Annotated in this window: 18 protein-coding genes; 10 read left to right on the top strand and 8 right to left on the bottom strand. The window is 66.5% G+C overall.

The genetic code is table 11. From position 1 onward, the window contains the following. Nucleotides 1–32: 32 nt before the first annotated feature. The 3 genes from ACFWB0_RS02410 to ACFWB0_RS02400 all read right to left on the bottom strand — a co-directional run bounded on the left by ACFWB0_RS02410 (nucleotide 33) and on the right by ACFWB0_RS02400 (nucleotide 3,702). Entirely contained in the window at nucleotides 33–971 is a 939-nt protein-coding gene (locus tag ACFWB0_RS02410; protein ID WP_378488820.1) for an adenosine deaminase, read from the bottom strand. 149 nt (nucleotides 972–1,120) lie between these two features. Further along, nucleotides 1,121–2,176: a class I adenylate-forming enzyme family protein gene (locus ACFWB0_RS02405; RefSeq protein ID WP_378488819.1), complete on the bottom strand. Its 1,056-nt coding sequence runs from the start codon at nucleotides 2,174–2,176 to the stop codon at nucleotides 1,121–1,123. Between the two features lie 44 nt (nucleotides 2,177–2,220). Then, complete coding sequence (locus tag ACFWB0_RS02400; protein ID WP_378488818.1) at nucleotides 2,221–3,702, bottom strand: MFS transporter; 1,482 nt, start codon at nucleotides 3,700–3,702, stop codon at nucleotides 2,221–2,223. A 39-nt stretch (nucleotides 3,703–3,741) separates the two neighbouring features. On the opposite strand from ACFWB0_RS02400, the gene ACFWB0_RS02395 reads away from it, so the two are divergent. Together ACFWB0_RS02395 and ACFWB0_RS02390 are read left to right on the top strand one after the other, a co-directional pair. Continuing rightward, complete coding sequence (locus ACFWB0_RS02395) at nucleotides 3,742–4,422, top strand: GNAT family N-acetyltransferase (protein ID WP_378488817.1); 681 nt, start codon at nucleotides 3,742–3,744, stop codon at nucleotides 4,420–4,422. Nucleotides 4,423–4,462: 40 nt separating this feature from the next. Further along, the gene (locus tag ACFWB0_RS02390; protein ID WP_378488816.1) at nucleotides 4,463–5,509 is read left to right on the top strand and encodes a glutathione S-transferase family protein; all 1,047 of its coding nucleotides are present in this window, start codon (nucleotides 4,463–4,465) and stop codon (nucleotides 5,507–5,509) included. Nucleotides 5,510–5,534: 25 nt separating this feature from the next. On the opposite strand, the gene ACFWB0_RS02385 is transcribed toward ACFWB0_RS02390, so the two are convergent. Beyond that, the gene (locus tag ACFWB0_RS02385; protein WP_378488815.1) at nucleotides 5,535–5,978 is read right to left on the bottom strand and encodes a VOC family protein; all 444 of its coding nucleotides are present in this window, start codon (nucleotides 5,976–5,978) and stop codon (nucleotides 5,535–5,537) included. Beyond that, nucleotides 5,975–6,820: a helix-turn-helix domain-containing protein gene (locus ACFWB0_RS02380; protein WP_378488814.1), complete on the bottom strand. Its 846-nt coding sequence runs from the start codon at nucleotides 6,818–6,820 to the stop codon at nucleotides 5,975–5,977. Before ACFWB0_RS02380 ends, ACFWB0_RS02385 begins: the two co-directional genes overlap by 4 nt. A gap of 70 nt (nucleotides 6,821–6,890) precedes the next feature. On the opposite strand from ACFWB0_RS02380, the gene ACFWB0_RS02375 reads away from it, so the two are divergent. The 5 genes from ACFWB0_RS02375 to ACFWB0_RS02355 all read left to right on the top strand — a co-directional run bounded on the left by ACFWB0_RS02375 (nucleotide 6,891) and on the right by ACFWB0_RS02355 (nucleotide 17,356). Beyond that, nucleotides 6,891–7,637 (top strand): hypothetical protein, encoded by a 747-nt coding sequence (locus ACFWB0_RS02375; protein WP_378488813.1) that lies wholly within the window; start codon nucleotides 6,891–6,893, stop codon nucleotides 7,635–7,637. A 75-nt stretch (nucleotides 7,638–7,712) separates the two neighbouring features. Next, nucleotides 7,713–8,762, top strand: a complete 1,050-nt coding sequence (locus tag ACFWB0_RS02370) for an ABC transporter ATP-binding protein (RefSeq protein ID WP_378488812.1) — start codon at nucleotides 7,713–7,715, stop codon at nucleotides 8,760–8,762. Continuing rightward, on the top strand, nucleotides 8,759–9,538 hold the full coding sequence (locus tag ACFWB0_RS02365; RefSeq protein ID WP_378488811.1) for an ABC transporter permease: 780 nt from the start codon (nucleotides 8,759–8,761) through the stop codon (nucleotides 9,536–9,538). Before ACFWB0_RS02370 ends, ACFWB0_RS02365 begins: the two co-directional genes overlap by 4 nt. A gap of 51 nt (nucleotides 9,539–9,589) precedes the next feature. Then, a complete protein-coding gene (locus tag ACFWB0_RS02360; protein WP_378488810.1) occupies nucleotides 9,590–13,420 on the top strand; it encodes an ABC transporter ATP-binding protein in 3,831 nt (1,276 codons plus the stop codon). A gap of 204 nt (nucleotides 13,421–13,624) precedes the next feature. Continuing rightward, the gene (locus ACFWB0_RS02355) at nucleotides 13,625–17,356 is read left to right on the top strand and encodes a multifunctional oxoglutarate decarboxylase/oxoglutarate dehydrogenase thiamine pyrophosphate-binding subunit/dihydrolipoyllysine-residue succinyltransferase subunit (RefSeq protein WP_378488809.1); all 3,732 of its coding nucleotides are present in this window, start codon (nucleotides 13,625–13,627) and stop codon (nucleotides 17,354–17,356) included. 37 nt (nucleotides 17,357–17,393) lie between these two features. On the opposite strand, the gene ACFWB0_RS02350 is transcribed toward ACFWB0_RS02355, so the two are convergent. Then, entirely contained in the window at nucleotides 17,394–18,059 is a 666-nt protein-coding gene (locus tag ACFWB0_RS02350; RefSeq protein WP_378488808.1) for a TetR/AcrR family transcriptional regulator, read from the bottom strand. Nucleotides 18,060–18,130: 71 nt separating this feature from the next. Here ACFWB0_RS02350 and ACFWB0_RS02345 point away from each other — a divergent pair, with 71 nt between their 5' ends. Genes ACFWB0_RS02345 through ACFWB0_RS02335 form a run of 3 tightly spaced genes read left to right on the top strand, consistent with a single transcriptional unit; the run spans nucleotide 18,131 to nucleotide 21,446 of the window. Further along, entirely contained in the window at nucleotides 18,131–19,708 is a 1,578-nt protein-coding gene (locus tag ACFWB0_RS02345; RefSeq protein ID WP_378488807.1) for a flavin-containing monooxygenase, read from the top strand. Further along, on the top strand, nucleotides 19,705–20,532 hold the full coding sequence (locus ACFWB0_RS02340) for an SDR family NAD(P)-dependent oxidoreductase (protein ID WP_378488806.1): 828 nt from the start codon (nucleotides 19,705–19,707) through the stop codon (nucleotides 20,530–20,532). The genes ACFWB0_RS02345 and ACFWB0_RS02340 overlap by 4 nt, the downstream gene beginning before the upstream one ends. An 8-nt stretch (nucleotides 20,533–20,540) precedes the next feature. Then, on the top strand, nucleotides 20,541–21,446 hold the full coding sequence (locus ACFWB0_RS02335) for an alpha/beta hydrolase (protein ID WP_378488805.1): 906 nt from the start codon (nucleotides 20,541–20,543) through the stop codon (nucleotides 21,444–21,446). A 13-nt stretch (nucleotides 21,447–21,459) separates the two neighbouring features. Here ACFWB0_RS02335 and ACFWB0_RS02330 read toward each other — a convergent pair whose 3' ends face one another. Both ACFWB0_RS02330 and ACFWB0_RS02325 read right to left on the bottom strand, forming a co-directional pair. Next, nucleotides 21,460–22,404 (bottom strand): glycine betaine ABC transporter substrate-binding protein, encoded by a 945-nt coding sequence (locus tag ACFWB0_RS02330; protein WP_378488804.1) that lies wholly within the window; start codon nucleotides 22,402–22,404, stop codon nucleotides 21,460–21,462. A 103-nt stretch (nucleotides 22,405–22,507) separates the two neighbouring features. Next, on the bottom strand, nucleotides 22,508–23,701 hold the full coding sequence (locus tag ACFWB0_RS02325) for an NADP-dependent malic enzyme (RefSeq protein WP_378488803.1): 1,194 nt from the start codon (nucleotides 23,699–23,701) through the stop codon (nucleotides 22,508–22,510). Nucleotides 23,702–24,106 lie beyond the last annotated feature (405 nt).

Raw genomic sequence — 24,106 nt, 5'->3', positions numbered from 1 at the left:
CGGATCCGATACTCGCGTGGTACTGATCCGATTCAGAGGAAGGCAGCGCGCATCGAATTGTCCGCCAAGACCTTTCGTTCCTCATCGGTCAATCCCAGCTGCTCACGCAATGCGGTGAAGGCATCGTCCACATACCCGCCGAAGTACGCGGGGTCATCGGAGTTCACGGTCACCGACAGCCCTGCTTCGAGCATGCGGCGCAGCGGATGATCCGCAAGCGTATCGACCACCCGCAACCTGACATTCGACAACGGGCACACCGTCAAGGGAATCTGTTCGTCCACCAGCCGCGTGACGAGTTCCGGGTCTTCGAGGGATCGGATGCCGTGGTCGATGCGCTCGGCGCCGAGTAGATCCAGCGCCTGCCGGACATACTCCGGAGGGCCCTCCTCGCCCGCGTGCGCCGTGATGCGCAGACCTTCCGCGCGGGCCCGCGCGAACACGTCCTCGAACAGCGACGGCGGGTATCCGACCTCCGCAGAGTCGAGTCCGAGGGCGATGATCGGGGCCTGCATCTTCATCAGATCCGAGAACGTGTCGTTCGCTTCGGCCACGGGGCGATCGCGCACGATCGACGCGATCATCGCGGCGTCGATGCCGTACTCGCGGCGCGCACCGGCGGCGGCGTCCGCAAGACCGTCGACGACCTCACGCAACTCCACTCCGCGCGCCGTGTGGGCCTGCGGATCGAAGAAGAACTCGGCCCGGGTGATACCGGCCCGCGCTGCCCGCGCGAAGTACGCGCGGGCAAGGTCGGCAAAGTCCTGTGCCGTGCGCAGGACTTCCATGTTGGCGTAGTAGAGGTCGAGGAAGGACACGAGATCACCGAACTCGTATCGGCTGCGCAGATCGTCGAGGTCCCGATACGGGAGCTCGATTCGATTGCGTTCCGCGAGGGCGAAGATCAGCTCGGGTTCGAGGGTTCCTTCGATGTGAACGTGCAGTTCCGCCAAGCCGTGCTCATGCGGCACCGTGTGTTCCTCGACCATCGCTGTATTGCCCTTCCAGACGGGTGCACGCTTCTCGACGAATGCGATTGCACCCTTGCGTGTTTCCGGAAAAGGATACCCGACCTGCAAAGGAGCACTGGGTCACAGACACCGCCGCCGGATGTGGCACGTCACGACACCCGCACCGCGACAGGATTGACGAAGCCTGCGGCGTCGATGGAGACCTGGTCGCCGGTGCGGAACCAGCCGTCGTCGAACATCGCGGCGGTCGCAGCCGGATTGTTCCGATAACCGCGGGCGACGCTCGGCCCACGGCACAGCAGTTCGCCTCTGCCGTCCTCCGCATCGGGGCCGAGCAGCGCGACCTCGATCCCGCCGAAGGGCACACCGACACTGCGCGGGTGCCTGCGACGGTGCTCGGACGGGAGCAGCAGACCGATCCCTCCGGTCTCGGCCACACCCCATCCGCGGATGCAGCGGGAGGCGGGGAACGACGCCCGCAGATGCCGCCACGGCACGCGGGTTCCTCGCGTGCCCGCCGCGACGACGGTTCCTCCGAACGCGAGGGTCGGGAGCAACTGCACGCTGCATCCGACCGCCGTGGACAACGGTGTGGTGATCACGGTGCGGCCGGGTTCGTTCACCAGATCCATGGCATGCCCCACGGCCTCGATCGTCGACAGAACGTTCGAGTTGGTCAGTTCCACACCTCGCAGTTCGGCGCCACAGCCTCGGACGTAATAGAGCAACGCCAATTCGGTGGGTGAGGCACCGCCGTCGAGGAACGGGACTCCCTCCGGAAGGGGGCCGTCGAGGATCAGTACGGCACCACTGTCGAACGCCATCCAGTCGATCTCGGTGTCGCTGCACGTGGGGTCGGGCAGGACGGGCACACCACCTGCGAGAACGACCCCGAGGAATGCGCGCAACCACTCGAAGCCGTTCCGGTAATGCACGAGGACGCGGTCGGCCGGGCCGACGCCTTGGTCGAGGAGCCCTCCGGCAACCTTCGCAGCTTCGGTCCACAGGTCGCGGTAGGTGATCGCACCTCCGTCGCCGTCGACCGCTGCCACACGGTTCGAGTACCGCAGCGCACTGCGATCGAGCATTTCGGCAAGGCACGGTTCCAGGTCTTCGTAGTGCAGGATCCCGCCGGAACGGCGCATGACGCGTTCGCCCTGCAGCCAACCTGCTCCCGCGGATTTTCCGACGACCGCCAGCGACATCGCAACCTCCCAACGCCGTCCGTGACTGCACTATATGGCGTAGGTCACATTCTGGCCGGGGAACTGTGTTTCGATGTGTGCCGAATCTTCGGCTGCTGAGGACGAGCGAAACTCACCGACGCGACGAATCCCACTGTCAACGCTGCCGCAGGCAACCACATCGACTGCGCCATCGATGCCGCGTACGCCTCGCGTACGGGTTCGGGCAGATCACCGACAGCGGTCTGCGACACCCCGTCCCCGAGGCCGCGGGCCGACAGCAGTGCGGCCATCACGGCAGCGATCGCCGCGCTGCCGAGGACCGCGCCCAGCTGCCGGGTGGCGTTGTAGACGCCCGAACCGGCGCCCGCCAGCCGGAGGTCGAGGTTGCGTGTGGCGGTGGTCGACAGAGTCGACCAGATCCCCGCCGATGCGAAGCCGGTCAACCCGATCGGCAACAGGAGCTGCCAGGCCTGCGCGTCCGGGGTCATCGCCGACGAGAGCCACACGAACGCGACGGCCAGCAGCGCGAAAGCGGGGCCCGCGACATACCTCGGATGCACCCGATCGACGAGGCGCCCGACGAACGGTGCGAGTCCACCGCTCAACACCGCCATCGGCACCATGAGGAGCGCCGACTCGGTGGGGCCCAGGCCCCGGACATCCTGCGCGTAGAACATCAGCGGAAGCATGAAGGCGGTGATCGAGAAGCCGATCGACGCGATCCCGATGTTCGCGAGCGCGAAGTTCCGGTCGCGGAACAAGACCAGTGGCACCAGCGGTTCTCCCCGCCCCAGCGACTGGTACCACACGAAGATCACCAGGATCGCGATACCGATGCCGATACTCGTCCACACGCCCGGCGACCACGGATACTCGCCGGCCCCCTGGAGTCCGAACACCAGGAAGAACATGCCCACGCCGCTGAGGATCACTCCCGGAACATCGAACCGGTGGGCCTGGGTCGGGAGAACAGGGACGAACCGCACTGCCAGCACGAACGCGACCAGCCCCAACGGAACATTGACGAAGAAGATCCATTCCCAGCCGAGTCCGTCGACGAGCACCCCGCCGGCGAGCGGCCCGACCAAGGTCGCGACCCCGCCGACGGCACCCCACATTCCCATTGCCGTCCCGCGCCGGTCGGGCGGGAAGACGCGGGTGATCACGGCCATCGTCTGCGGAGACATCAGCGCTGCCCCGAACCCCTGCAGGACACGCGCCACGATCAGCGTCTCGATCGTCGACGACATCCCACACCACAGCGATGCGAAGGTGAACACCACCAGCCCGGACAGGTAGAGCCTGCGCTGGCCGAATCGGTCGCCGAGGCGACCGGTGATCAGCAGGGGTACCGCGTACGCCAGCAGATAGGCGCTGGTGACCCACACGACACTCTCGATATCCGCGTCGAGCGCGCGCATGATGGCCGGATTCGCCACCGACACGATCGTGCTGTCCACCAGAATCATGAAAAAGCCGAGGCACAATGCGCCGAGGGCGGGCCAATGAGAGTCGGGTACGGCAGGTTCGTCCCCAGATCTCACTACACGTCCTCTCCACGGTCTCCGGGATACGGTATCCGCGTGGACCCCCATCTCTCGAGCATCGCGACCCTCGCGTGGTGTCGTGAACTCGGCCTTGCCGACGACGCCCTCTCCTCCGGTGGACTCGTGACGAACGTGGACGATACGGCCACCACGGTGCGAGTACTCCGAATCGGCGACACCGTCGCCGTGGTGGGCCCCGAGCCGGCGGTATCCGCTGTGACCGCTCTCTCCGCGGACCCGGACGAAGGTGCCGTGCGCTCCGCGGCCGGTGGTTACGCGGCGCGTGCCGAGGTGCTCTGCCTGTGCCCGGAGTGGACGGACGCGGTACGGGTCGAGGATCCGTTGATCTCGCACGACACCGCCGACCTCGCCGAACTGTTGCGACGCTGCCCACCCGACGACGGCACCGAGGTCGGGCCGGACGTGCCCGATCGTGCATTCGTCCTGCTCGACGACGACCACCAGCCGCTCGCCGTTGCGGGCTACCGCGAACTCCAGTCGCTTCTCGCGGATGTGAGGGTCCTGACGACACCGGAGAATCGGCGTCTCGGCCTGGGTGCCACCGTCGCGACACTGTGCACACACGAAGCACTCGACGCCGGCCTGATCCCCCTGTGGCGGGCTCGCCACGACAATCTCGCGGCGCGGGGACTCGCAGCGGTGTCGGGATATGTCGAGTGGGGAACCCTCATCACAGTGCGTATGTCGGCCAGGTAGCCGACCCGAGTTGTATCCGACCCGAGTTGTATCCGACCCGATGGCAGGAGTCTCCGTGAGCGACAACAGCACAGACAGCCAGGCAAGCTACGTGGCGCCGGGTACCGAGTTCACCCGCGACACCAACTACATTTCGACGCGGATCACCGCAGACGGCCGCGACGGATACCCCGTCGAAGCGGGTCGCTACCGTCTCGTCGCGGCACGTGCCTGCCCGTGGGCGAACCGCACATTGATCGTGCGACGACTACTCGGTCTCGAGGACGCACTGTCGCTGGGTCTGTGCGGTCCGACCCACGATGAGCGCAGCTGGACTTTCGATCTCGACCCCGGTGGCGTCGACCCGGTGCTGGGCATCGGACACCTCCAGGACGCCTACTTCGCGCGGCAACCCGACTACCCCCGCGGCATCACGGTGCCCGCCATCGTCGACGTCCCCACCGGACAGGTGGTGACCAACGACTACGCGCAGATCACCTTGGACTTCTCGACCGAATGGACCGCATTCCACCGCGACGGAGCACCGGATCTGTACCCGGAGTCGCTGCGGAGCGAGATCGACGAGGTCGCGGATCTTGTGTACCGCGATGTCAACAACGGCGTCTACCGGTGCGGCTTCGCCGGTTCACAGGACAAGTACGACGCAGCGTTCGACCGGTTGTTCGCCCGACTCGATTGGCTGGAGGAACGGCTCACCGACCGGCGCTATCTGGTGGGCGAGACGATCACCGAAGCCGACGTGCGGCTGTTCACCACCCTCGCCCGGTTCGATCCGGTCTATCACGGTCATTTCAAATGCAACCGCAACCCGCTCACCGCGTTCCCGGCGCTGTGGGGCTACGCGCGCGATCTGTTCCAGACGCCCGGCTTCGGCGACACCACCGACTTCGTGCAGATCAAACAGCACTACTACATCGTGCACACCGATGTGAATCCGACGCAGATCGTGCCGAAGGGCCCCGACCTGTCGGGCTGGGTGACTCCGCACGGCAGGGAAGAACTCGGTGGCCGGCCCTTCGGGGACGGCACACCGCCTCCCCCGCCGCGTGCGGAGGAGACGGTGCCGTCGGATCACATGCCTCTCTGAATCCTCTCCGAGTCCCCTCTCTGAATCACTGACCGAATCCGTGCCCCGCATAGGTGCCGATGCTCCAGAACACCCCTTGCGGGTCGCGGCACGTGAAGCCGTGTGAGCCGTAGTCCTCGTCGCGCATCTCCACGGTGACGGTCGCGGCGGAGGCACGGACCTTCTCGTAGAGGTCATCCGCGAGAGCGTCCTCGGGGACGACGAGGTACACGGTTCCCGAGTCTGCGTGCTGATCGAGCGGGGTGTCGCGCCCGGCGGAGCCGAGCATGATGCCTCCGCCATAGGGCCACGTCAGTTCTGCGTGATCGATGCGGTCGCCTTCGCCGTAGCAGGCGGATTCGGTGAATCCGAGAGTGTCGACGAGGAAGCTGATTGCGCCTCGGGCATCGGTGTAGGCGAGGCACGGCCACACGTTCGGGGCGCGGTTGTCGGTGGTGGATCGGTCCTGGTTTGCTGCTGTGCTGGTCATGAAGACAAGCCTTCCTCGGATGAGGCGTCGGAGTCTTGGACGAATGGGAACACCTCATCCTGTCTCCAGCGCGACGGTGGCACGCCCGCGAATTCACGCCACTCGCGGGCGAGATGGGCCTGGTCGTAGAACCCGCAGCCGACCGCCACCTCGGACAGGCGCGCCTCAGGCCTGCTCAGCATCGTCTTCGACCGGGCGAACCTGGCGATGCGTGCGGATTCCTTGGGCGTGACCCCGAGCTCCGCGGTGAAGCGTGCCGTCAGATAGCGGCGGCTCCATCCGAGATCGCCGGCCACATCGCGCACTGCGATGCCGGGGCGGGCGACGAGTTGCTGCCATGCGTACGCCACACGCGCATCCATCTGCACGGCATCGCGAGCACCGAACAATCGCCGGGTGAGGACACGGTCGAGAATCGCGAAGCGCTCCGGCCAACCGGGTGTCGCGGCTATCCGCTCGAGCAGTTCCTGCGCATCGACGCCCAGCAGGTCCTCGAGTTCGACCACCCACGCGCCGAGCGCGGATGTAGGAACCCCGAGAAGCGCGCGGGCTCCCGCAGGCGTCAACGCAAGCTGAATGCCGTGCTGGTTGCCGTCGTGCGCGATCGTCACCGGTGATGTGGTGAGGCCACTGGCCAGTGCCGAGAACCGGCCGGGTTTCTGGCCCGGCGCGGCCGCCCTGGCAATGTCGACGGGCTGATCGAGGCTCAGAACGACGGTGAGGTCCGGCGACGACAGACCCAGATGTCGGCCCGGAGGAAAGCCCGTCAACCGATATCCTTCGTACTGACGCACGTAGGGTTGCAGCACCGGCGCCGGCCGCTGCCGGACGCCGTCGGACATGCCGACTGGAATGGACGACCGGACCACAACCTCCAGCGTAGCCACCTGCGGACACACGACAAGGATCGAAATGAGCGAGAAGTCCGGCGCCGTCGACAAGAACGGTGAGCCCATCAAGGGTGGCGCGATCGAACGCGCGCTCATCACCCTGCTCGACAACGGCAGCCGGCTGCAGGGCCCCGCAGTCGCCAAATACGTCGCTCTGCTGCGTCGTGCACATCCCGACGAAGCACCGGCGCAGATCATCGCGCGCCTCGAGAAGCAGTTCCTCAACACCATCACGGGCAGCGGTGCCGCAGCCGGGGCCACCGCCGCCTTCCCCGGCGTCGGAACGATCGCTGCCATCGGGGCGATCGGCGCGGAATCGGTGTTCTTCCTCGAAGCATCGGCGCTGCTGACACTCGCTGTCGCGTCGGTGCACGGAATCGAACCTCACGACCACAACCAGCGCCGCGCGCTGGTGCTCGCGATCGCACTCGGTGACTCCGGTAAGGAGATCGTCGCGGCGGCGACCGGAACATCGCTGAAGAACTGGCCGAAGGCACTGACCGGGCAGGTCGGCAGCAAACAGCTCAAGCTGATGAACAACACGCTCGTGAAGAAGTTCGTCCGAAAGTATGCGGCCAGGCGCGGGGCACTTCTCATCGGCAAGCTCGTACCCGCAGGTATCGGTGCCGCGATCGGTGGCGCCGGCAACCGGACGATCGGCAAACGCACGATCATCAACGCGCGCGAAGCCTTCGGAACACCTCCCGCGACGTGGCCGGCCGAGCAGAGCGCGTTGCCGTCACGCCCGGCACCGACGTTGGAAGGCTGAGGTACTCGCCTCGATTCTGCCTGCACGTATGCTCGCGGCGACACAACCGCGAGAGGTAACCGGGGGAACATTTCCGTGACAGCACCGTCAGCGAACACTCCGCACGGGCAGCCGCATTTCACCGCACCGGCAAGCGGACCCCCTCCCGGGATCGTTGTAGAAGGGCTCACCAAGACGTTCGGCAACGTCACCGCCGTGTCGAACCTGAGTTTCACCGTGCCCCGGGGTTCGATCACCGGTTTTCTCGGCCCGAACGGGTCGGGCAAGACGACGACGCTGAGCATGCTGACGGGTCTGGTGCGACCCTCCGCAGGTGCCGCGTACATCGACGGCGTGCCGTTCACTCGGCTCGATCAGCCCGCTCAGATCGTGGGCGCGGTGCTCGACGCGCACAGCGCGCATCCGAAGCACACTGCGGCCACCCATCTGAGGGCGTACTGCGCGGCGATGGGTGTGCCCGACGAGCGGGCCGTTCGGATGCTCGACCTCGTGGGGCTGACCCCGGCAGCGCGTCGACGCGTCGGTGAGTTCTCGCTCGGGATGCGCCAGCGCCTCGCGTTGGCGACTGCGCTGCTCGGCCAGCCGCGCTATCTGGTGCTCGACGAACCCGCCAACGGTCTCGACCCCGAGGGAATGGCGTGGCTTCGCGACTTCCTCGTGACGTTTGCGAGAAACGGCGGCACCGTCCTGATCTCGAGCCACATCCTCCGCGAGGTCGAGCAGATGGCCGACCATCTGGTCATCGTCAGCCGCGGGGCACTCGTGATGCAGAGCAGCATGACGGATCTGCGCAGCGCGTACCGGTCTCGCGTGCTCGTCGCGGCGTCCGACCCCGTGACGCTGGCGACTGCACTCGCCGCGAACGGATTCACCGACGCGCAGATCCAGCCCGACGGCCGATTGGCCGTTGTGGGGGTCGAACCCGACCGCATCGCCGCACTTGCGGGTGAACACGGCATCACGCTGTTCGGCACGAGCATCGAGCACGTCGACCTCGAACAGGTCTTCCTGGCCATGACAGCCGGCCAGTACACGGCCGCACCCCAGAACTTCGGTGCACCCCAGAACTTCGGCGCACCCCAGAACTTCCAGCAACCGCCGACCGGACCCGGAGGACACTCGTGACCGCACTCTTGACAGCCGAGTTCCGGAAGGTGCTCGGCCTGCGGTACTGGTGGATCCTGGGTATCGCGCCGCTGGTGGTGGGGTTGTTCTGCGGGGCGCTCACGCTCCCGGTGATGCGTCAGGTCGAGGACATTCTCGGGCCCGGCTTCGCCGAGGCTGCCGCGGCTGCGGTGGGCATCTCGTTCGCGCTCGCCCTGGTGTTCCTGTTCGCCGCGCTGTTCGGTGTGGTCAACACCGGTGGTGAATACCAGCACCGCACCGTGATCACTACTTTCCTCACCACCCGTGGCCGCGACCTGGTGATCGCCTCCAAGTACGCGACCGCAGCGCTGTTCGGGTTGCTGTACTGCGTGATCGTCGAGTTCGTATCGGCTCTGACCATCCTCATGTTCGGCGGCGGCTTCTCGGGCGCCGACCTCGGCGGCATCGCCGGTGTCCTCGGCACCGGTCTGCTCTGCGCGGTGCTGTGGGCACTCATCGGCTCGGGTCTCGGACTTCTCACCGGTTCGATGGTCGGCAGTGTTGTCGCGATCTGCGCGTGGGTTCCTTTCGGGGAGCTGACCGTCTCGCTCGTGCTCCACGGCATCGGACTCGGGGGTGTGGCGCAGTTCCTGCCCGCCCAGGTCACCTGGTACGCGTTGTTCGGAGTCGTGGACCTGTCCGGTGAGGCAGAGATGCCGGTGTCGTGGCCGCTGGCCCCGCTCGTCCTGATCTTCTGGACCGCGTTGATCTGCGGGCTCGGGTGGTGGCGGACCCGCAGTCGCGATCTCACCTGAGCACCGCCGTCGTAGCACTGCTGTCGTAGTCCGCCGCTAATGTCGGAGGAAATGCCACACGACACACACGCCCCAGGTTGGGTCCGCCGACTCGGCGCGGAATGCATGCGTCATCGGGGAACGGCGATCGGCGCACTCGTGCTCACGGCCATCGCCGCGCTGATCGATATCGCCTTTCCGCTGCTCACCAAGGTCGCACTCGACAGCGCCACCGGTGAGGGCACCGAATTCGCTTCGGTGCCCAACCTGATCGGACTCGCTGCCGCAGCGATCGCGGTGGGCGCCGCCGTCCGCTTCGGATGCCAGTACGGGCGACGGATGCTGGCGGGCAGACTCTCGCTGGATGTCCAACACGATCTCCGATTACGCCTTCTCGGCTCGCTGCAACGACTCGACGGCCACGGTCAGGATCGAATCCGAACCGGACAGGTGGTGTCGCGCTCGATCACCGACCTTCAGCTCATCCAGGGCCTGCTCGCGATGGTCCCGATGTCGGCGGGCGCATTGCTGCAGCTCACCTTGGCCCTCGTGATCATGACGTCGCTCTCACCCCTGCTCACGCTGATCGCCGTCGCCACCGTGCCCGTCATCGTGACCATCGTGCGGGTGGTCCGCCCGAAGCTCTTCGCCGCGACATGGTCGTCGCAGCAGCGTGCCGCCGACCTCGCACAACACGTCGAGGAGACTGTCACCGGTGTTCGGGTGGTCAAGGGGTTCGGGCAGGAGGACCGAGCCGTCGACCAGCTCGAGAACCACGGCCGGATCCTGTACTCCGAGCGCATGCGGGCGGCACGGATCAACGCGCGGTTCGCCGCGCCGATGGGTGCGATCCCGCAGCTCGGTCTGGTCGCGACGATCGTGCTCGGCGGCTGGCTCACCTTGAACGGCACCATCACGGTCGGCACGTTCGTCGCGTTCACCGCGTACGTCGCGACGATGAGCGCGACCACCCGCACCTTGGCTCAGGTCGTGATCATGGCGCAGCTCTCCCGCGCCGCGGTCGAGCGGGTGTACGAGGTGATCGACACCGAGCCCGACGTCGCTGATCCTCCGCATCCGGTGCCGCTCCCCGACGGCCCGCTCGGGCTCGCCTTCCGCAACATCACCTTCGGTTTCGACGAGGGTCGCGACGTACTCGACGGAATGGAACTCGAGGTGCCGCCCGGCGAGACCGTCGCGATCGTCGGGCCCGCCGGGTCGGGTAAGACCGCATTGTCGCTGCTCGCGCCGCGCTTCTACACGCCGTCGTCGGGCGCCGTGTGCCTGACATCCGACGGCGACGACATCGATGTGGCCTCGCTGCGCGCCGACCGGCTACGCGAAGCGGTGAGCCTCGTGTTCGACGAGCCGTTCCTGTTCTCCGACACCATCGCGTCGAACATTGCACTGGGTAGGCCGGACGCATCCGACGAGGAGATCCGCGCCGCCGCCACCGCGGCCCGTGCCGACGAGTTCATCGAATCCCTGCCCGACGGATACGACACCATCGTCGGCGAACGCGGCCTCACGCTGTCGGGTGGGCAACGGCAGCGTGTCGCGCTGGCCCGCGCGCTGTTGCTCGATCCTCGGGTGCTGATCCTCGACGATGCGACATCCGCGGTGGACGCCGAGACGGAGGCCGCGATCTACGCCGCGCTGCGCGGCCGACCCGACCGCACCACCTTGGTGCTCGCGCACCGGCGGTCGACGCTGACGCTCGCCGACCGTGTCGCGGTGCTCGACGGCGGCAGGATCGTCGACATCGGGACCGTCGACGAACTCGACCGGCGCAGCCCGGTGTTCCGACGTCTGCTGACCGGCACGACGTCGGACCCGCCGGTGTCGCCCGAAGTGCCTGCGCCCTCCGGATCGCATGCGCTGTGGCCCGAGGCAGCGACCGCGGCCGAGTCACCCGGCAGGCCGGCTGCCGTCGCTCCCCCGGCCCGCGGCCCAGGGGGTGGTGGAGGCGGCCCTATGAGCGGCGCGCTCGGCTCGGTGGCGCCCACCCCGGAACTACGCGCGGCGGTCGCGGCCTTGCCACCGGCCACGGAGGAACCCGGTACCGCACCCGAACTGCAGTCTCGTGCGCTGCGCCGACCCGATCCGGAGTTCCGGCTCATGCGCACGCTGCGCCCGGTGCGCGGGCTGCTCGCCGTGGTGATTCTCTGCCTGGCTGTCGAGTCCCTCACCAACATCGCGTTCCCGTCGATCGTGCGGTTCGCCGTCGACCGCGGGGTCACCCCCGGCGACCCCGAGATGTTGTGGCTGGCCGCAGTCATGGGTGTGGGCCTCGCTCTGCTCGCGTGGGCCGTGGTCGCTGCCATGACGGTGCTCACCGCCCGCGCCGGAGAACGTGTGCTCTTCGGATTGCGGGTGCGCAGCTACGCACACCTGCAGCGACTGGGTCTCGACTACTACGAGCGGGAGCTGTCGGGCCGGATCATGACCCGGATGACGACCGACGTCGACGCGCTGTCGCAGTTCATCCAGACCGGATTGTCGACCGCCGTCGTGAGCGTATTGACCCTGCTCGGCATCTCGGTGGCGTTGCTGGCCACCGACGCCTCGCTCGCAGTCGTGGTGTTGAGCGTCATCCCGGTGCTGGTGGCGGCCACACTCTGGTTCCGGAAGGTGTCGGGCACGGCGTATGCGGTCTCGCGTGAACGTATCTCCCTCGTCAACGCCGATTTCCAGGAGAACATCACCGGACTGCGCGCAGCGCAGGCGTACCGCCGTGAGGAGACTTCCGCGCGCCGGTTCGCCGAACGCGCCGACGCGTACCGCCGCAGCCGGATGCGGTCTCAGCGGGCGATCTCCCTGTTCTTCCCGTTCATCACGTTCCTGTCGGATCTGGCGTTGGCCGCCGTCGTGTTCGTGGGTGCGCGGGAGGTCTCGTCCGGCGCCACCACCGCCGGTGTGCTGATCGCGTTCGTCCTGTATCTGAACCTGTTGTTCGGTCCGATCCAGCAGCTGTCGCAGGTGTTCGACGGCTATCAGCAGGCACGCGTCGGCCTGCGCCGTATCGGCGATCTGCTGCGCACCGAGAGTTCGCTCGAGTCCGGGCCTGCAGGCACTGTCGAGGTGTCCGGCCACCTGCGGGGCGATATCCGTCTCGACGACGTCGGGTTCCGCTACAGCGGCGCCGACACCGATGCGCTCGCCGACGTCGACCTGAGCTTCCCTCCGGGTTCGACCGTCGCGCTGGTGGGTCGCACGGGCGCGGGGAAGTCGACGATCGTCAAACTGCTCGCCCGCTTCTACGACCCCACGTCGGGCTCGGTGCGGGTCGACGGCACGGATCTGCGCGAATACCGGCTGCCCGAGTACCGCGGCCGGCTCGGTGTGGTGCCGCAGGAGGCGCATCTGTTCACCGGGACGGTGGCGAGCAACATCGCGTACGGCCGACCCGACGCGGACCGGTCCGACATCGAATCCGCGGCGCGCGCGGTAGGGGCACTCGACATGATCGCCGGACTCGATGGAGGAATGCTGTACCCCGTCAGGGAGCGCGGGCAGGGCTTGTCCGCGGGTCAGCGTCAGTTGATCGCGTTGGCGCGGGCCGAGCTCGTCGATCCGGATCTGCTGTTGCTCGACGAAGCGACCGCCACCCTGGATCCGGCCACCGAGCAGGCGGTGCTCGAGGCCGGTGCATCCCTCACCCGATCACGGACAGCGGTGATCGTCGCGCACCGGCTGGCGACCGCTGCCCGGGCAGATCTGGTGGTGGTGATCGACGGAGGACGGGTGGTCGAGAGCGGACCGCACGAGACTCTTCATCGGGCAGGCGGTCTGTACACCACTTTGTGGCAGCTTGCTACCGGAGTGCTGGTTCCGGACATTCCGGCCGACACGCCCGAAGGAAGTGCCGAACAGGTTGCGACCCCTCGCAGCTCGGGTTTGTAACGGGGCCCGTGCTGCGGCGATGCACGTAACAGGGAATAATCGGCGGGCGAGAACCGTCATCGATGGAGACCCCGTCGACTCGAGATTGTGAGGTGGCTCTCGGGCATGAACGATAGGTTCGAATCGTCACATGCCAAGGGCTAGCCTCATAACCACAGGCGCTCCGATCGGGTACCGAAGAAAGAAACGAGGCGAACAACTGCCGTGAGCAGCAGCTCTACATCACAGTTCGGACAGAACCAGTGGTTGGTTGACGAGATGTACCAGCGTTTCCAGGACGACCCGTCGTCTGTGGATGCGAGCTGGCACGAGTTCTTGACCGATTACTCGCCGGAAGCAGCGGTTGCAGGAGGTGTGAACGGATCCGACACCACGGCACCCGAGAAGCCCGCACCGGCGACGTCCGCACCCGCCTCGACTGCTCCGGCCGCTACCGCTCCCAAGGCTGCGGCACCGAAGGCCGCGCCTGCATCCCAGGCAGCTCCGGCGGCCAAGCCCGCCGCAGCGAAGCCCGCCGCAGCGAAGCCCGCACCCAAGGCTGCTGCCGCACCTTCCGCCGCACCCGCGACCGAGAAGAAGGTTCTCCGCGGTGCTGCCGGTGCTGTCGCGAAGAACATGAACGCCTCGTTGACGATCCCCACCGCCACCAGCGTCCGCGCCGTCCCGGCGAAGCTGATGTTCGACAACCGGATCGTCATCAACAACCACCTGGCGCGCACGCGCGGCGGCAAGGTGTCGTTCACTCACCTGCTCGGCTACGCGATCGTCCAGGCGATCCAGGCGTACCCGAACATGAACAACCACTACGCGGAGATCGACGGCAAGCCGAACCTCGTCACCCCGGCGCACACCAACCTCGGTCTCGCCATCGACCTGCCCGGCAAGAACGGCCAGCGTTCGCTCGTCGTCGCTGCCATCCGCAACTGCGAGACGATGAACTTCGCGCAGTTCTACTCGGCGTACGAGGACATCGTCCGTCGTGCGCGCGACGGCAAGCTCACCGGTGAGGACTTCTCCGGCGTCACGATCTCGCTGACCAACCCGGGCGGCATCGGCACCGTGCATTCGGTTCCGCGTCTGATGAACGGTCAGGGAGCGATCGTCGGTGCCGGCGCGATGGAGTATCCGGCAGAGTTCCAGGGCGCCTCCGACGAGCGCATCGCAGAGATGGGCCTCGGCAAGCTGCTGACTCTGACCTCGACGTACGATCACCGCGTCATCCAGGGCGCCGAGTCGGGCGAGTTCCTCCGCCAGATCCATCAGCTGCTGATCTCCGACGAGTTCTACGACGAGATCTTCCACACGCTGCACATTCCTTACGAGCCTGTTCGCTGGCGCAAGGACGTGCCGGAAGGTCTCGTCGACAAGCACACCCGTGTGCTCGAGCTGATCGCGGCGTACCGCAACCGCGGTCATCTGATGGCCGATACCGATCCGCTGCAGTTCGTCCGCGACAAGTTCCGTTCGCATCCCGACCTCGATGTCACGACCCACGACCTGACCCTGTGGGATCTCGACCGCGAGTTCAACGTCGGCGGGTTCCACGGCAAGCAGCGCATGAAGTTGCGCGATGTGCTGTCGGTGCTGCGCGATGCGTACTGCCGCCACGTCGGCATCGAGTACACACACATCCTCGAGCCCGAGCAGCAGCAGTGGCTGCAGGAGCGGGTCGAGGCGCACCATGTCAAGCCGACGGTGGCGCAGCAGAAGTACATCCTGAGCCGCCTCAATGCCGCCGAGGCGTTCGAGACGTTCCTGCAGACCAAGTACGTCGGCCAGAAGCGGTTCTCGCTCGAGGGCGCCGAGTCGGTCATCCCGATGATGGACAGCATCATCGACCAGGCTGCCGAGCACCAGCTCGACGAGGTCGCGATCGCCATGCCGCACCGTGGTCGCCTGAACGTGCTCGCCAACATCGTCGGCAAGCCGTATTCGAAGATCTTCACGGAGTTCGAGGGCAACCTGAACCCGTCGGCCGCACACGGCTCCGGCGACGTGAAGTACCACCTGGGCGCCGAAGGCACCTACATCCAGATGTTCGGTGAGAACGACATCAAGGTCTCGCTCACCGCGAACCCGTCGCACCTCGAAGCGGTCAACCCGGTGCTAGAGGGTCTCGTTCGCGCCAAGCAGGACATCCTCGACAAGGGCGAGAGCGGCTTCACCGTCCTGCCGCTGCTGCTGCACGGCGACGCCGCGTTCGCGGGCCAGGGCGTGGTCGCCGAGACGCTGAACCTCGCGTTGCTGCGCGGGTACCGCACCGGCGGCACCGTGCACATCGTCGTCAACAACCAGGTCGGCTTCACCACCGCACCGGAGCACTCGCGTTCGTCCGAGTACTGCACCGACGTCGCGAAGATGATCGGCGCGCCGATCTTCCACGTCAACGGTGACGACCCGGAGGCCTGCGTCTGGATTGCGCAGCTCGCCGTGGACTTCCGCGAGAAGTTCCACAAGGACGTCGTGATCGACATGATCTGCTACCGCCGTCGCGGCCACAACGAGGGCGACGACCCGTCGATGACACAGCCGGCGATGTACGACGTGATCGACACCAAGCGCAGCGTCCGTAAGAGCTACACCGAAGCCCTCATCGGCCGCGGCGACATCTCGCTCAAGGAAGCCGAAGACGCACTGCGCGACTACCAGGGTCAGCTGGAGCGGGTGTTCAACGAAGTCCGCGAGCTCGAAAAGTTCCAGCCGGAGCCGTCCGAGTCCGTCGAACTCGACCAGACCCCTGCACCTCGCCTGACGACGGCGGTGGATCAGGGTGCGCTCGACCGCATCGGCGACGCATTCGTCAATGTTCCCGAGGGCTTCACCGTGCATCCGCGCGTCAAGCCGGTCATCGAGAAGCGACGCGAGATGTCCCGCGAGGGCAACATCGACTGGGCGTACGCCGAGTTGCTCGCGTTCGGGTCACTCGCCGAGCAGGGTGCGCTGGTGCGTCTGGCCGGTCAGGACTCGCGTCGCGGCACGTTCACGCAGCGGCACTCGGTCCTCATCGACCGCAAGACCGGCAACGAGTACAACCCGCTCGCCGAGCTCGCCGCGACTTCCGGCCAGGGTGGCCGCTTCATGGTGTACGACTCCGCGCTGACCGAGTTCGCCGGTGTCGGCTTCGAGTACGGCTACTCGGTGGGCAACCCCGAGGCGCTGGTGGTGTGGGAGGCGCAGTTCGGCGACTTCGTCAACGGCGCACAGCCCATCATCGACGAGTTCATCTCGTCCGGTGAGGCCAAGTGGGGTCAGCTCTCCGACGTCGTGATGCTCCTGCCGCACGGCCACGAGGGCCAGGGCCCCGACCACACCTCAGGTCGTATCGAGCGTTGGCTGCAGCTGTGCGCCGAGGGTTCGATGACGGTGGCAGTGCCGTCGACCCCGGCAAGCTACTTCCACCTGCTGCGTCGCCATCACCTCGACGGCATCCGCCGTCCGCTGGTCGTCTTCACGCCGAAGTCGATGCTGCGCAACAAGGCTGCGGTCAGCAACGTCGAGGACTTCACGCACGGTAAGTTCCGCTCGATTCTCGAAGAGGTCCCGTTCGAGAACGAGACTGCGGATCGGGCCAAGGCCACGCGCGTGCTGCTGACCTCGGGCAAGATCTACTGGGAGCTGCTCGCGAAGAAGCAGAAGGAAGGCCGCGAGGACATCGCGATCGTCCGCGTCGAGCAGCTGTACCCGGTGCCGCGTCGCCGGCTCGCCGAGACTCTCGACAAGTACCCGAATGCCACCGAGTTCTTCTGGGTGCAGGAAGAGCCGGCCAACCAGGGTGCATGGCCGTTCCTCGGTCTGGCTCTGCCCGAGCTTCTTCCCGATCACCTCTCCGGTGTGAAGCGGGTGTCGCGTCGCGCGATGTCTGCTCCGTCGTCGGGATCGAGCAAGGTGCACGCCGTGGAGCAGCAGGAGATCCTCGACAAGGCCTTCGAAAGCTAGCAAGCCTCATTCGTGCTCGAACGGAGCATGACGGTTCTCATGCGAGCCGGGCCGGTTCGTCCTTCGGGGCGACCGACCCGGCTCGCGCTGTTTCACCGAGCCCGACCGCCGCGTAGGTGACGGCAGGAAGTGCGCCGACCGCGAGTTCGATGAACTGGTCGCGGTCGATCACCGGATCGCGGAGCCACGCGATCGTGATGTCTTCGACGAAGGCCACCCAGCCGTGAACTGCGAGGCGAACCGCGGGGCCGGCCTCGATCCCGATGTCCGGCAGGTATCGAAGGGTTCGCTCGACCATCGCGGTACGCGTGTCCTCGAAGACCTCGCGCATGTCCGGGTCGCCGCTCGCAGTGCCGCGCAGCATGGACACGTAGGTGGCGCGACGCTCGGTCACGTAGTCCGCGTAGGCGACGATCGTGCCGCGCAGCATGTCGACGGGTTCGAGGGCCTCGTCCGGTGCTGTGCACTCGAGCATGTCGCGGCTGATGTGCCGGACGAGTTCGACGTGGAACTCGTGTTTGGACGAGAAGTAGTGGAAGAGCAGCCCGCGCGACACTCCCGCTTCGTCTGCGATGTCCTCGACGGAGATCTGGTCGAGTGGACGCTGCGCGAGCATCCGCATGCCGAGGTCGATCAGCTGGGCGCGACGTTGTTCCGGTCCGAGCCTTCTTCGTTTGGTGTCGGTGTCTTTCACGCCTTCCATGCAACAGCCCTACTGAACTCGAGTCAACAAGGCTATTGACCAGCGCTCAACAAGTGCCTACGCTTAGATACATGAGTCTTCCGGTTACAGACACCTCCGCGGCCGACACGAGTCCCCGCCTGGTCGACACCCTCATCATCGGCAGCGGATTCGCCGGACTCGGCGCCGCTATCAAGCTCACCCGCGCGGGCAAGGACTTCCTCGTCCTCGAACGCGGCAACGAGGTGGGCGGCACCTGGCGCGACAACACCTACCCCGGCGCCGCGTGCGACGTGCCGTCGAACCTGTACTCGTACTCCTTCGCACTCAACCCCGGCTGGACCCGCTCGTTCTCTCCGCAACCGGAAATCCAGGCATATATCTCGTCGGTCGCCGACAAGTACGACGTCCGCCGCCGCACAGTGTTCGGATGCGACGTACAGTCCGCGACCTGGAACACGACCACTTTCCGATGGGACGTCGAGACCACCAAGGGCGCATTCAGCGCGAAGATCCTCGTCTCCGCGGTCGGTGCGCTGTGCGAGCCCTCGCTGCCCGACATCAAGGGCATCGACGGCTTCGAAGGCGAAGTCTTCCACTCGTCGCGCTGGAACCACGATGCCGACCTCACCGGCAAACGTGTCGCGGTGATCGGTACCGGAGCCTCTGCCATCCAGATCGTTCCCTCGATCGCCGGGAAGGTCTCACATCTGGATGTCTACCAGCGCACTGCGCCGTGGATCCTCCCGCGTGCCGACCGCGAGTACACCAAGGCCGAGAAGTTCGCGTTCCGATACGTGCCGGGCTTCCAGCGACTGTCCCGCACCCTGCAGTATCTGATGCGTGAGACGCAGGTCGTCGGTCTCGCCAAGGCTCCGGTCTTCATGAAGCCCCTCGAACTCGCCGCTCGCGCCCAGATCCGTCGTCAGATCTCCGATCCGATCCTCCGGCGCAAGGTCACCCCTACCTTCAAGATCGGCTGCAAGCGCATGCTGATCTCCAATGCCTACTACCCGGCGCTCACCCGACCGAACGTCGATCTGGTCACGGCAGGCATCGCCGAGGTGACCGCCGACGGCATCGTCACCAGGGACGGCACTGTTCGCAAGGTGGATGCGATCGTCGTCGCCACAGGTTTCCACGTCACCGACTCCCCCACCTTCGCCGGCATCTTCGGCAAGGACGGCCGCTCGCTCGCCGAAGTGTTCGACGACACCGGTATGCAGGGATACAAGGGGGCCACGGTCGCCGGTTTCCCCAACATGTTCTTCCTCGTCGGCCCGAACACCGGACTCGGCCACACCTCGATGGTGTACATGATCGAATCGCAGCTGAACTATCTTGCTGATGCAGTCCGGACCATCGACCAGCACCGCATCGGCACCGTCGAGGTACGTCAGGATGCCCAGGACCAGTACAACCGCGATCTCCAGAAGGCACTCGCATCGAGCGTGTGGAGCAACGGTGGCTGCGCGAGCTGGTACCTGGACAAGCACGGCAACAACACCACGCTGTGGCCGGGATTCACGTTCGAATTCCGCCGCATCACGGAACATTTCGATCTCGAGGCGTACCGTAGCGTCGCCACCGCGGATCTTCCCGCTCCCACGCAGGCACAGGCAGCCGAGTCCACACCGAAGCGCACCGCCCGAAAGGTCGCAGCGAAATGAGTGAATTCCTGGGTAAGGTCGCCGTCATCACCGGCGCCGGATCGGGCATCGGCCGCGCTCTTGCGCTGAACCTTGCAGCGAAGGGGGCCCGGCTCGCCCTCTCCGACGTCGATACCGTCGGACTCGAGGAAACCGCCCGCCGTGCACGCGATCTCGGCGCCGAGGTCGAGGCCGACGCGCTCGACGTCTCGCAGCGCGAGAAGGTGATGGAGTACGCGGACAAGGTCGTCGCGCGCTTCGGCGTGGTCAACCAGGTCTACAACAATGCGGGCATCGCCTACCACGGCGAATTCGAGCGCACCGAGTTCAAAGACTTCGAGCGCATCATGGACGTCGACTTCTGGGGGGTCGTCAACGGCACGAAGGCGTTCCTCCCCCATCTCATCGCCTCGGGCGACGGCCACCTGATCAATGTGTCGAGCCTGTTCGGGCTGCTCTCCATTCCCGGCCAGAGTGCGTACAACGCAGCCAAGTTCGCGGTGCGCGGGTTCACCGAGTCGCTACGGCAGGAAATGCTCGTCGCGAAACATCCCGTTCGGGTCACGTGCGTGCATCCCGGCGGCATCAAGACAGCGATCGCGCGCAACGCGGTCGTCCCCGACGGCGACGACCAGGTGTCCTTCGCGCAGTTCTTCGACAGCAAGCTGGCCCGCACCAGCCCCGAGGATGCTGCCGCGACGATCGTGAACGGCGTCCGGAAAGACAAGGGGCGCGTGCTGATCGGCGCCGATGCCAAGCTGCTCGACGGCTGGGTGCGTCTCGTCGGGCCGTCGTATCAGCGTGTCGTGGCGCTGGTCGCGGGTCGTATCATGCCGAAGGGATAGCCTGCCTCATGCCTCACCTACCGCTGCCGCTGGTCCGTGCCGTACTTCGACCTTTGTACGCACTCACGCTCAACGCGCGACTCCCCTTCCCCGTGCAGCGGCGGCTGCTCGAGGCCGCCGCACCGATCCAGACGTTGCCGTCCGGCACCGTGGTCCGGCAGACCACCCTCGCCGGACGCCCCACCGAGCGAGTGACAGTGGGAGCCTCCGAACGGCCCACCGCAGTGCTGTACCTGCACGGGGGTGCCTACACCTGCGCCTCGCCGGCTACGCACCGCTCGCTCGTCGCACACCTCGCCGCCGCCAGCGGTTCGGTGGTCTACACGCTGGATTACCGGCTCGCACCGGAACATCCGTACCCCGCCGCAGTGGACGACGCGGTCGCTGCCTATCTCGAACTTCTGTCCGAGCACGATCTGACTCCTGAAACTGTTTCCATAGCAGGGGATTCGGCGGGTGGTGGCCTCACCGTCGCCACCGCGAACCGGCTCATCGGCGAACACGGCACCACTCCGGCCGCGCTGGGTCTGTTGTCGCCGTGGACCGATCCTGGTTCGCGAACAGCCCCCTTCGAACGGGACGTCGTCATCAACACGGGGTGGGCGTATTCCTCCGCCGAGGCGTACCTCGGCGGTGGCAACCCCACCGACCCGGGCTACGCGCCGATGTACTCGGACCTGACGGGTCTGCCGCCGACGTTGATCCAGGTAGGTACCACCGAGGTGCTCTACCCGCAGATCCTCGAGTTCGCGGGCAAACTGCGCGCGGCCGGTGTGGATCTCACGTTGGTGGAGCAGCCGGAGTTGTGGCATGTCGCGGGGCTGCAGGCTTCTCTCGTGAAGGAGGCCGCAGACGCCGTGGTCGAGTTCGGTGAGTTCCTGCGCTCACACATGGCAGCGCGGTCGCAGGCCTGACCGGTGGGCACCGTCAGGCGTGTTCGGCGAGCCAGGTGTCGGCGACTTCGGTGATGTCGCCGCCGTCGTCGATGCGGGCCAGCATCTCGGCCAGGTCCGTGGTGGTGAGTTCGCCGGCGACGGTCCGTAGCGCATCGAGCTGAGGCTCGCCGAGCACGTCCTTACGGAAGACGGGGACGACGTTCTGTGCGACGAACACCGGCGCCTCCGCGTCTGCGGAGGCCTTCTCCATGGGCGCGCGATCCGGGGCGTCGGGCACCGCGACCACATCACTTCCGCTGCGTTCCGCCGCGAACACGGGTGCGAGGGTGGTCAGACCCGCGACGGTGTCGCCTGACGCCGCAGCGAAGGCCGCAGTGGAGTCGGCGCGTTCCACCGACCGTGGCTCGCATCCGATGCCGGTGAGAGCCTCGAGGCCCCCCGCGGCCTCGAATTCGGGGGTGAGGACGAAGGTCAGATCGGCGCAGCGATCGGCAAGGTCGGCGACCCTGGCGCCGTCTTGCTGCGACGCGAGTTCGGTGCCTACGGCCAGAACCGCGCGATTCTGGGCCGACGCATAGTCCGCGATCGTCAGCTCGTCCGGGAGCGCGCGGGCCAGCGCTTCGAAGACATCCTCGGCGTCGGTGGAGGTGACACCGGGATCGTAGTGCGCCAGCAGTAGACCGGAGTAGTCGGGAATCACCGTCACGCCGGCGGTGTCGAATGCGGCAAGGGACGCAGACCGGTCGCCGAGACCGTCGCGCACCTGCACGTCGATGCCGGTCGTGCGCAGCACCCCGGCGTAGAGGTGCGCGAGCAGTTCGGCGTCCGCGCCGTCCCGTGCCCCGACCACGACAGGGCCGGACACCTCCGCAGGGTCGAGTACCGACGACGCGCATCCGGCCGAGAGCGACATCGCGGCCGCCACCGCCACGATCGGTAGTCGCTTCCGCATCCATTGGATTCCCACGGCGGTCATTGTCGCGCATCCTCGGCGGAAGCCGATCGCCCGGTGCACAGACACCGAACGCCCCGGTCGAACCTTGGTGCGGGTTCGAGCCGGGGCGTCCGGTGCGATCACGTCAGTCGGCGACACCCTCTGCCTTCGCAGCGGCCGCAACGGCCTCTGCGACGGCGGGCGCGACACGCGGATCGAGCGGGCTCGGAACGATCTTGTCCACAGCCAGCTCATCGCCTACGACCGAGAGGATGGCCTCGGCGGCGGCGAGTTTCATACCCTCGGTGATGCGGCGGGCGCCTGCGTCGAGTGCACCCTTGAACACACCGGGGAAGGCAAGCACGTTGTTGATCTGGTTCGGGAAGTCGCTGCGGCCGGTCGCGACGATCGCCACGTGCTTGGAGGCGACGTCGGGGTGGATCTCCGGGTCCGGGTTCGACAGTGCGAACACGATCGCGTCGTCGGCCATGGTCGCGACGATCTCCTCCGGCACCGTGCCGGCGGACACGCCGACGAACACATCCGCGCCGTCGAGCGCCTCGACGATCCCGCCGTGACGACCGGCGGGGTTGGTGCGGTCGGCCAGATCGGTCTTCACACCCGACAGGTCGGTGCGCTCGTGCGAGATGATGCCCTTCGAATCGAGCACCGTGACATCGTCGACTCCCGCGGCGAGCAGAATGTTGGCGCACGCGACACCGGCTGCACCGGCGCCGGAGATGACGACCCGCAGCTTCGTGATGTCGCGGCCTTGCACCTTCACCGCGCCCTTGAGTGCGGCGAGCAGGACGATGGCCGTGCCGTGCTGGTCGTCGTGCATGACCGGGCAGTCGAGTGCTTCGATCAGACGCTTCTCGATCTCGAAGCAACGCGGCGCGGAGATGTCCTCGAGGTTGACGGCACCGAAGCTGGGGCGCAACCGGATGATGGTCTCGACGATTTCGTCGGAGTCCTTGGTGTCGAGGACGAGGGGAATCGAGTTGAGTCCGGCGAACTTCTTGAACAGCGCGGCCTTGCCCTCCATCACAGGAAGCGAGGCGCGCGGACCGATGTCGCCGAGTCCGAGGACGGCGGTGCCGTCGGACACGACCACCACGAGACGATTGGTCCAGGTGTACCGGTCGGCCAGCGTCGCGTCGGCTGCGATCGCGCGGCTGACCTGCGCAACGCCGGGGGTGTACGCGATGGACAGGTCGCGCTGGGTATCCAGCGGCGAGGTGAGCTCAACGGAGAGCTTGCCGTCGACGTGGCTGCCGAAGATCTCGTCGTCCGTCAATGCGAGCTTCTGAGGGGTTTGTGCGTCGGACACAATAGACACGATGACACTCCTGCGTGGTCCGAGACCAGGCGGGTCTCGGTTACTGCGAAGTAACTGCAACAGAACACCATTGGTATGCACCAACGTGCATGCCTCGACCTTGTGTAGTTGCAGCAGCTTCGCCAAGGACGGGTTCGGTGAAGCTTCCGGGCGCGATCACGATTACCGCTGTACAACGCTGTACGACTTCCGGAGCGTGATGGCGCCGAGGAGGGTGGCCCTGGCGGCGGCCCTTCGTTCCAACGAGCGACAGGGTCTGCCATCTTCTGCCCGAAGCGGGGCGGTAGCACCACCTCGAACCACACAGAAGTTTGCCACCTTCACAGACCAAACATCAAATCGGTGTTGATTGCGAAGGTTCTCACTTGTTTGCCCGCCCTACCTGTGAGTTTGCAACTCGACGAG

Source organism: Rhodococcus sp. NPDC060086, assembly GCF_042730275.1.
Taxonomy (GTDB): domain Bacteria; phylum Actinomycetota; class Actinomycetes; order Mycobacteriales; family Mycobacteriaceae; genus Rhodococcus.
The sequence above is the reverse complement of the archived record's forward strand: the minus strand, read 5'-3'. Positions and strand labels throughout refer to the sequence as shown.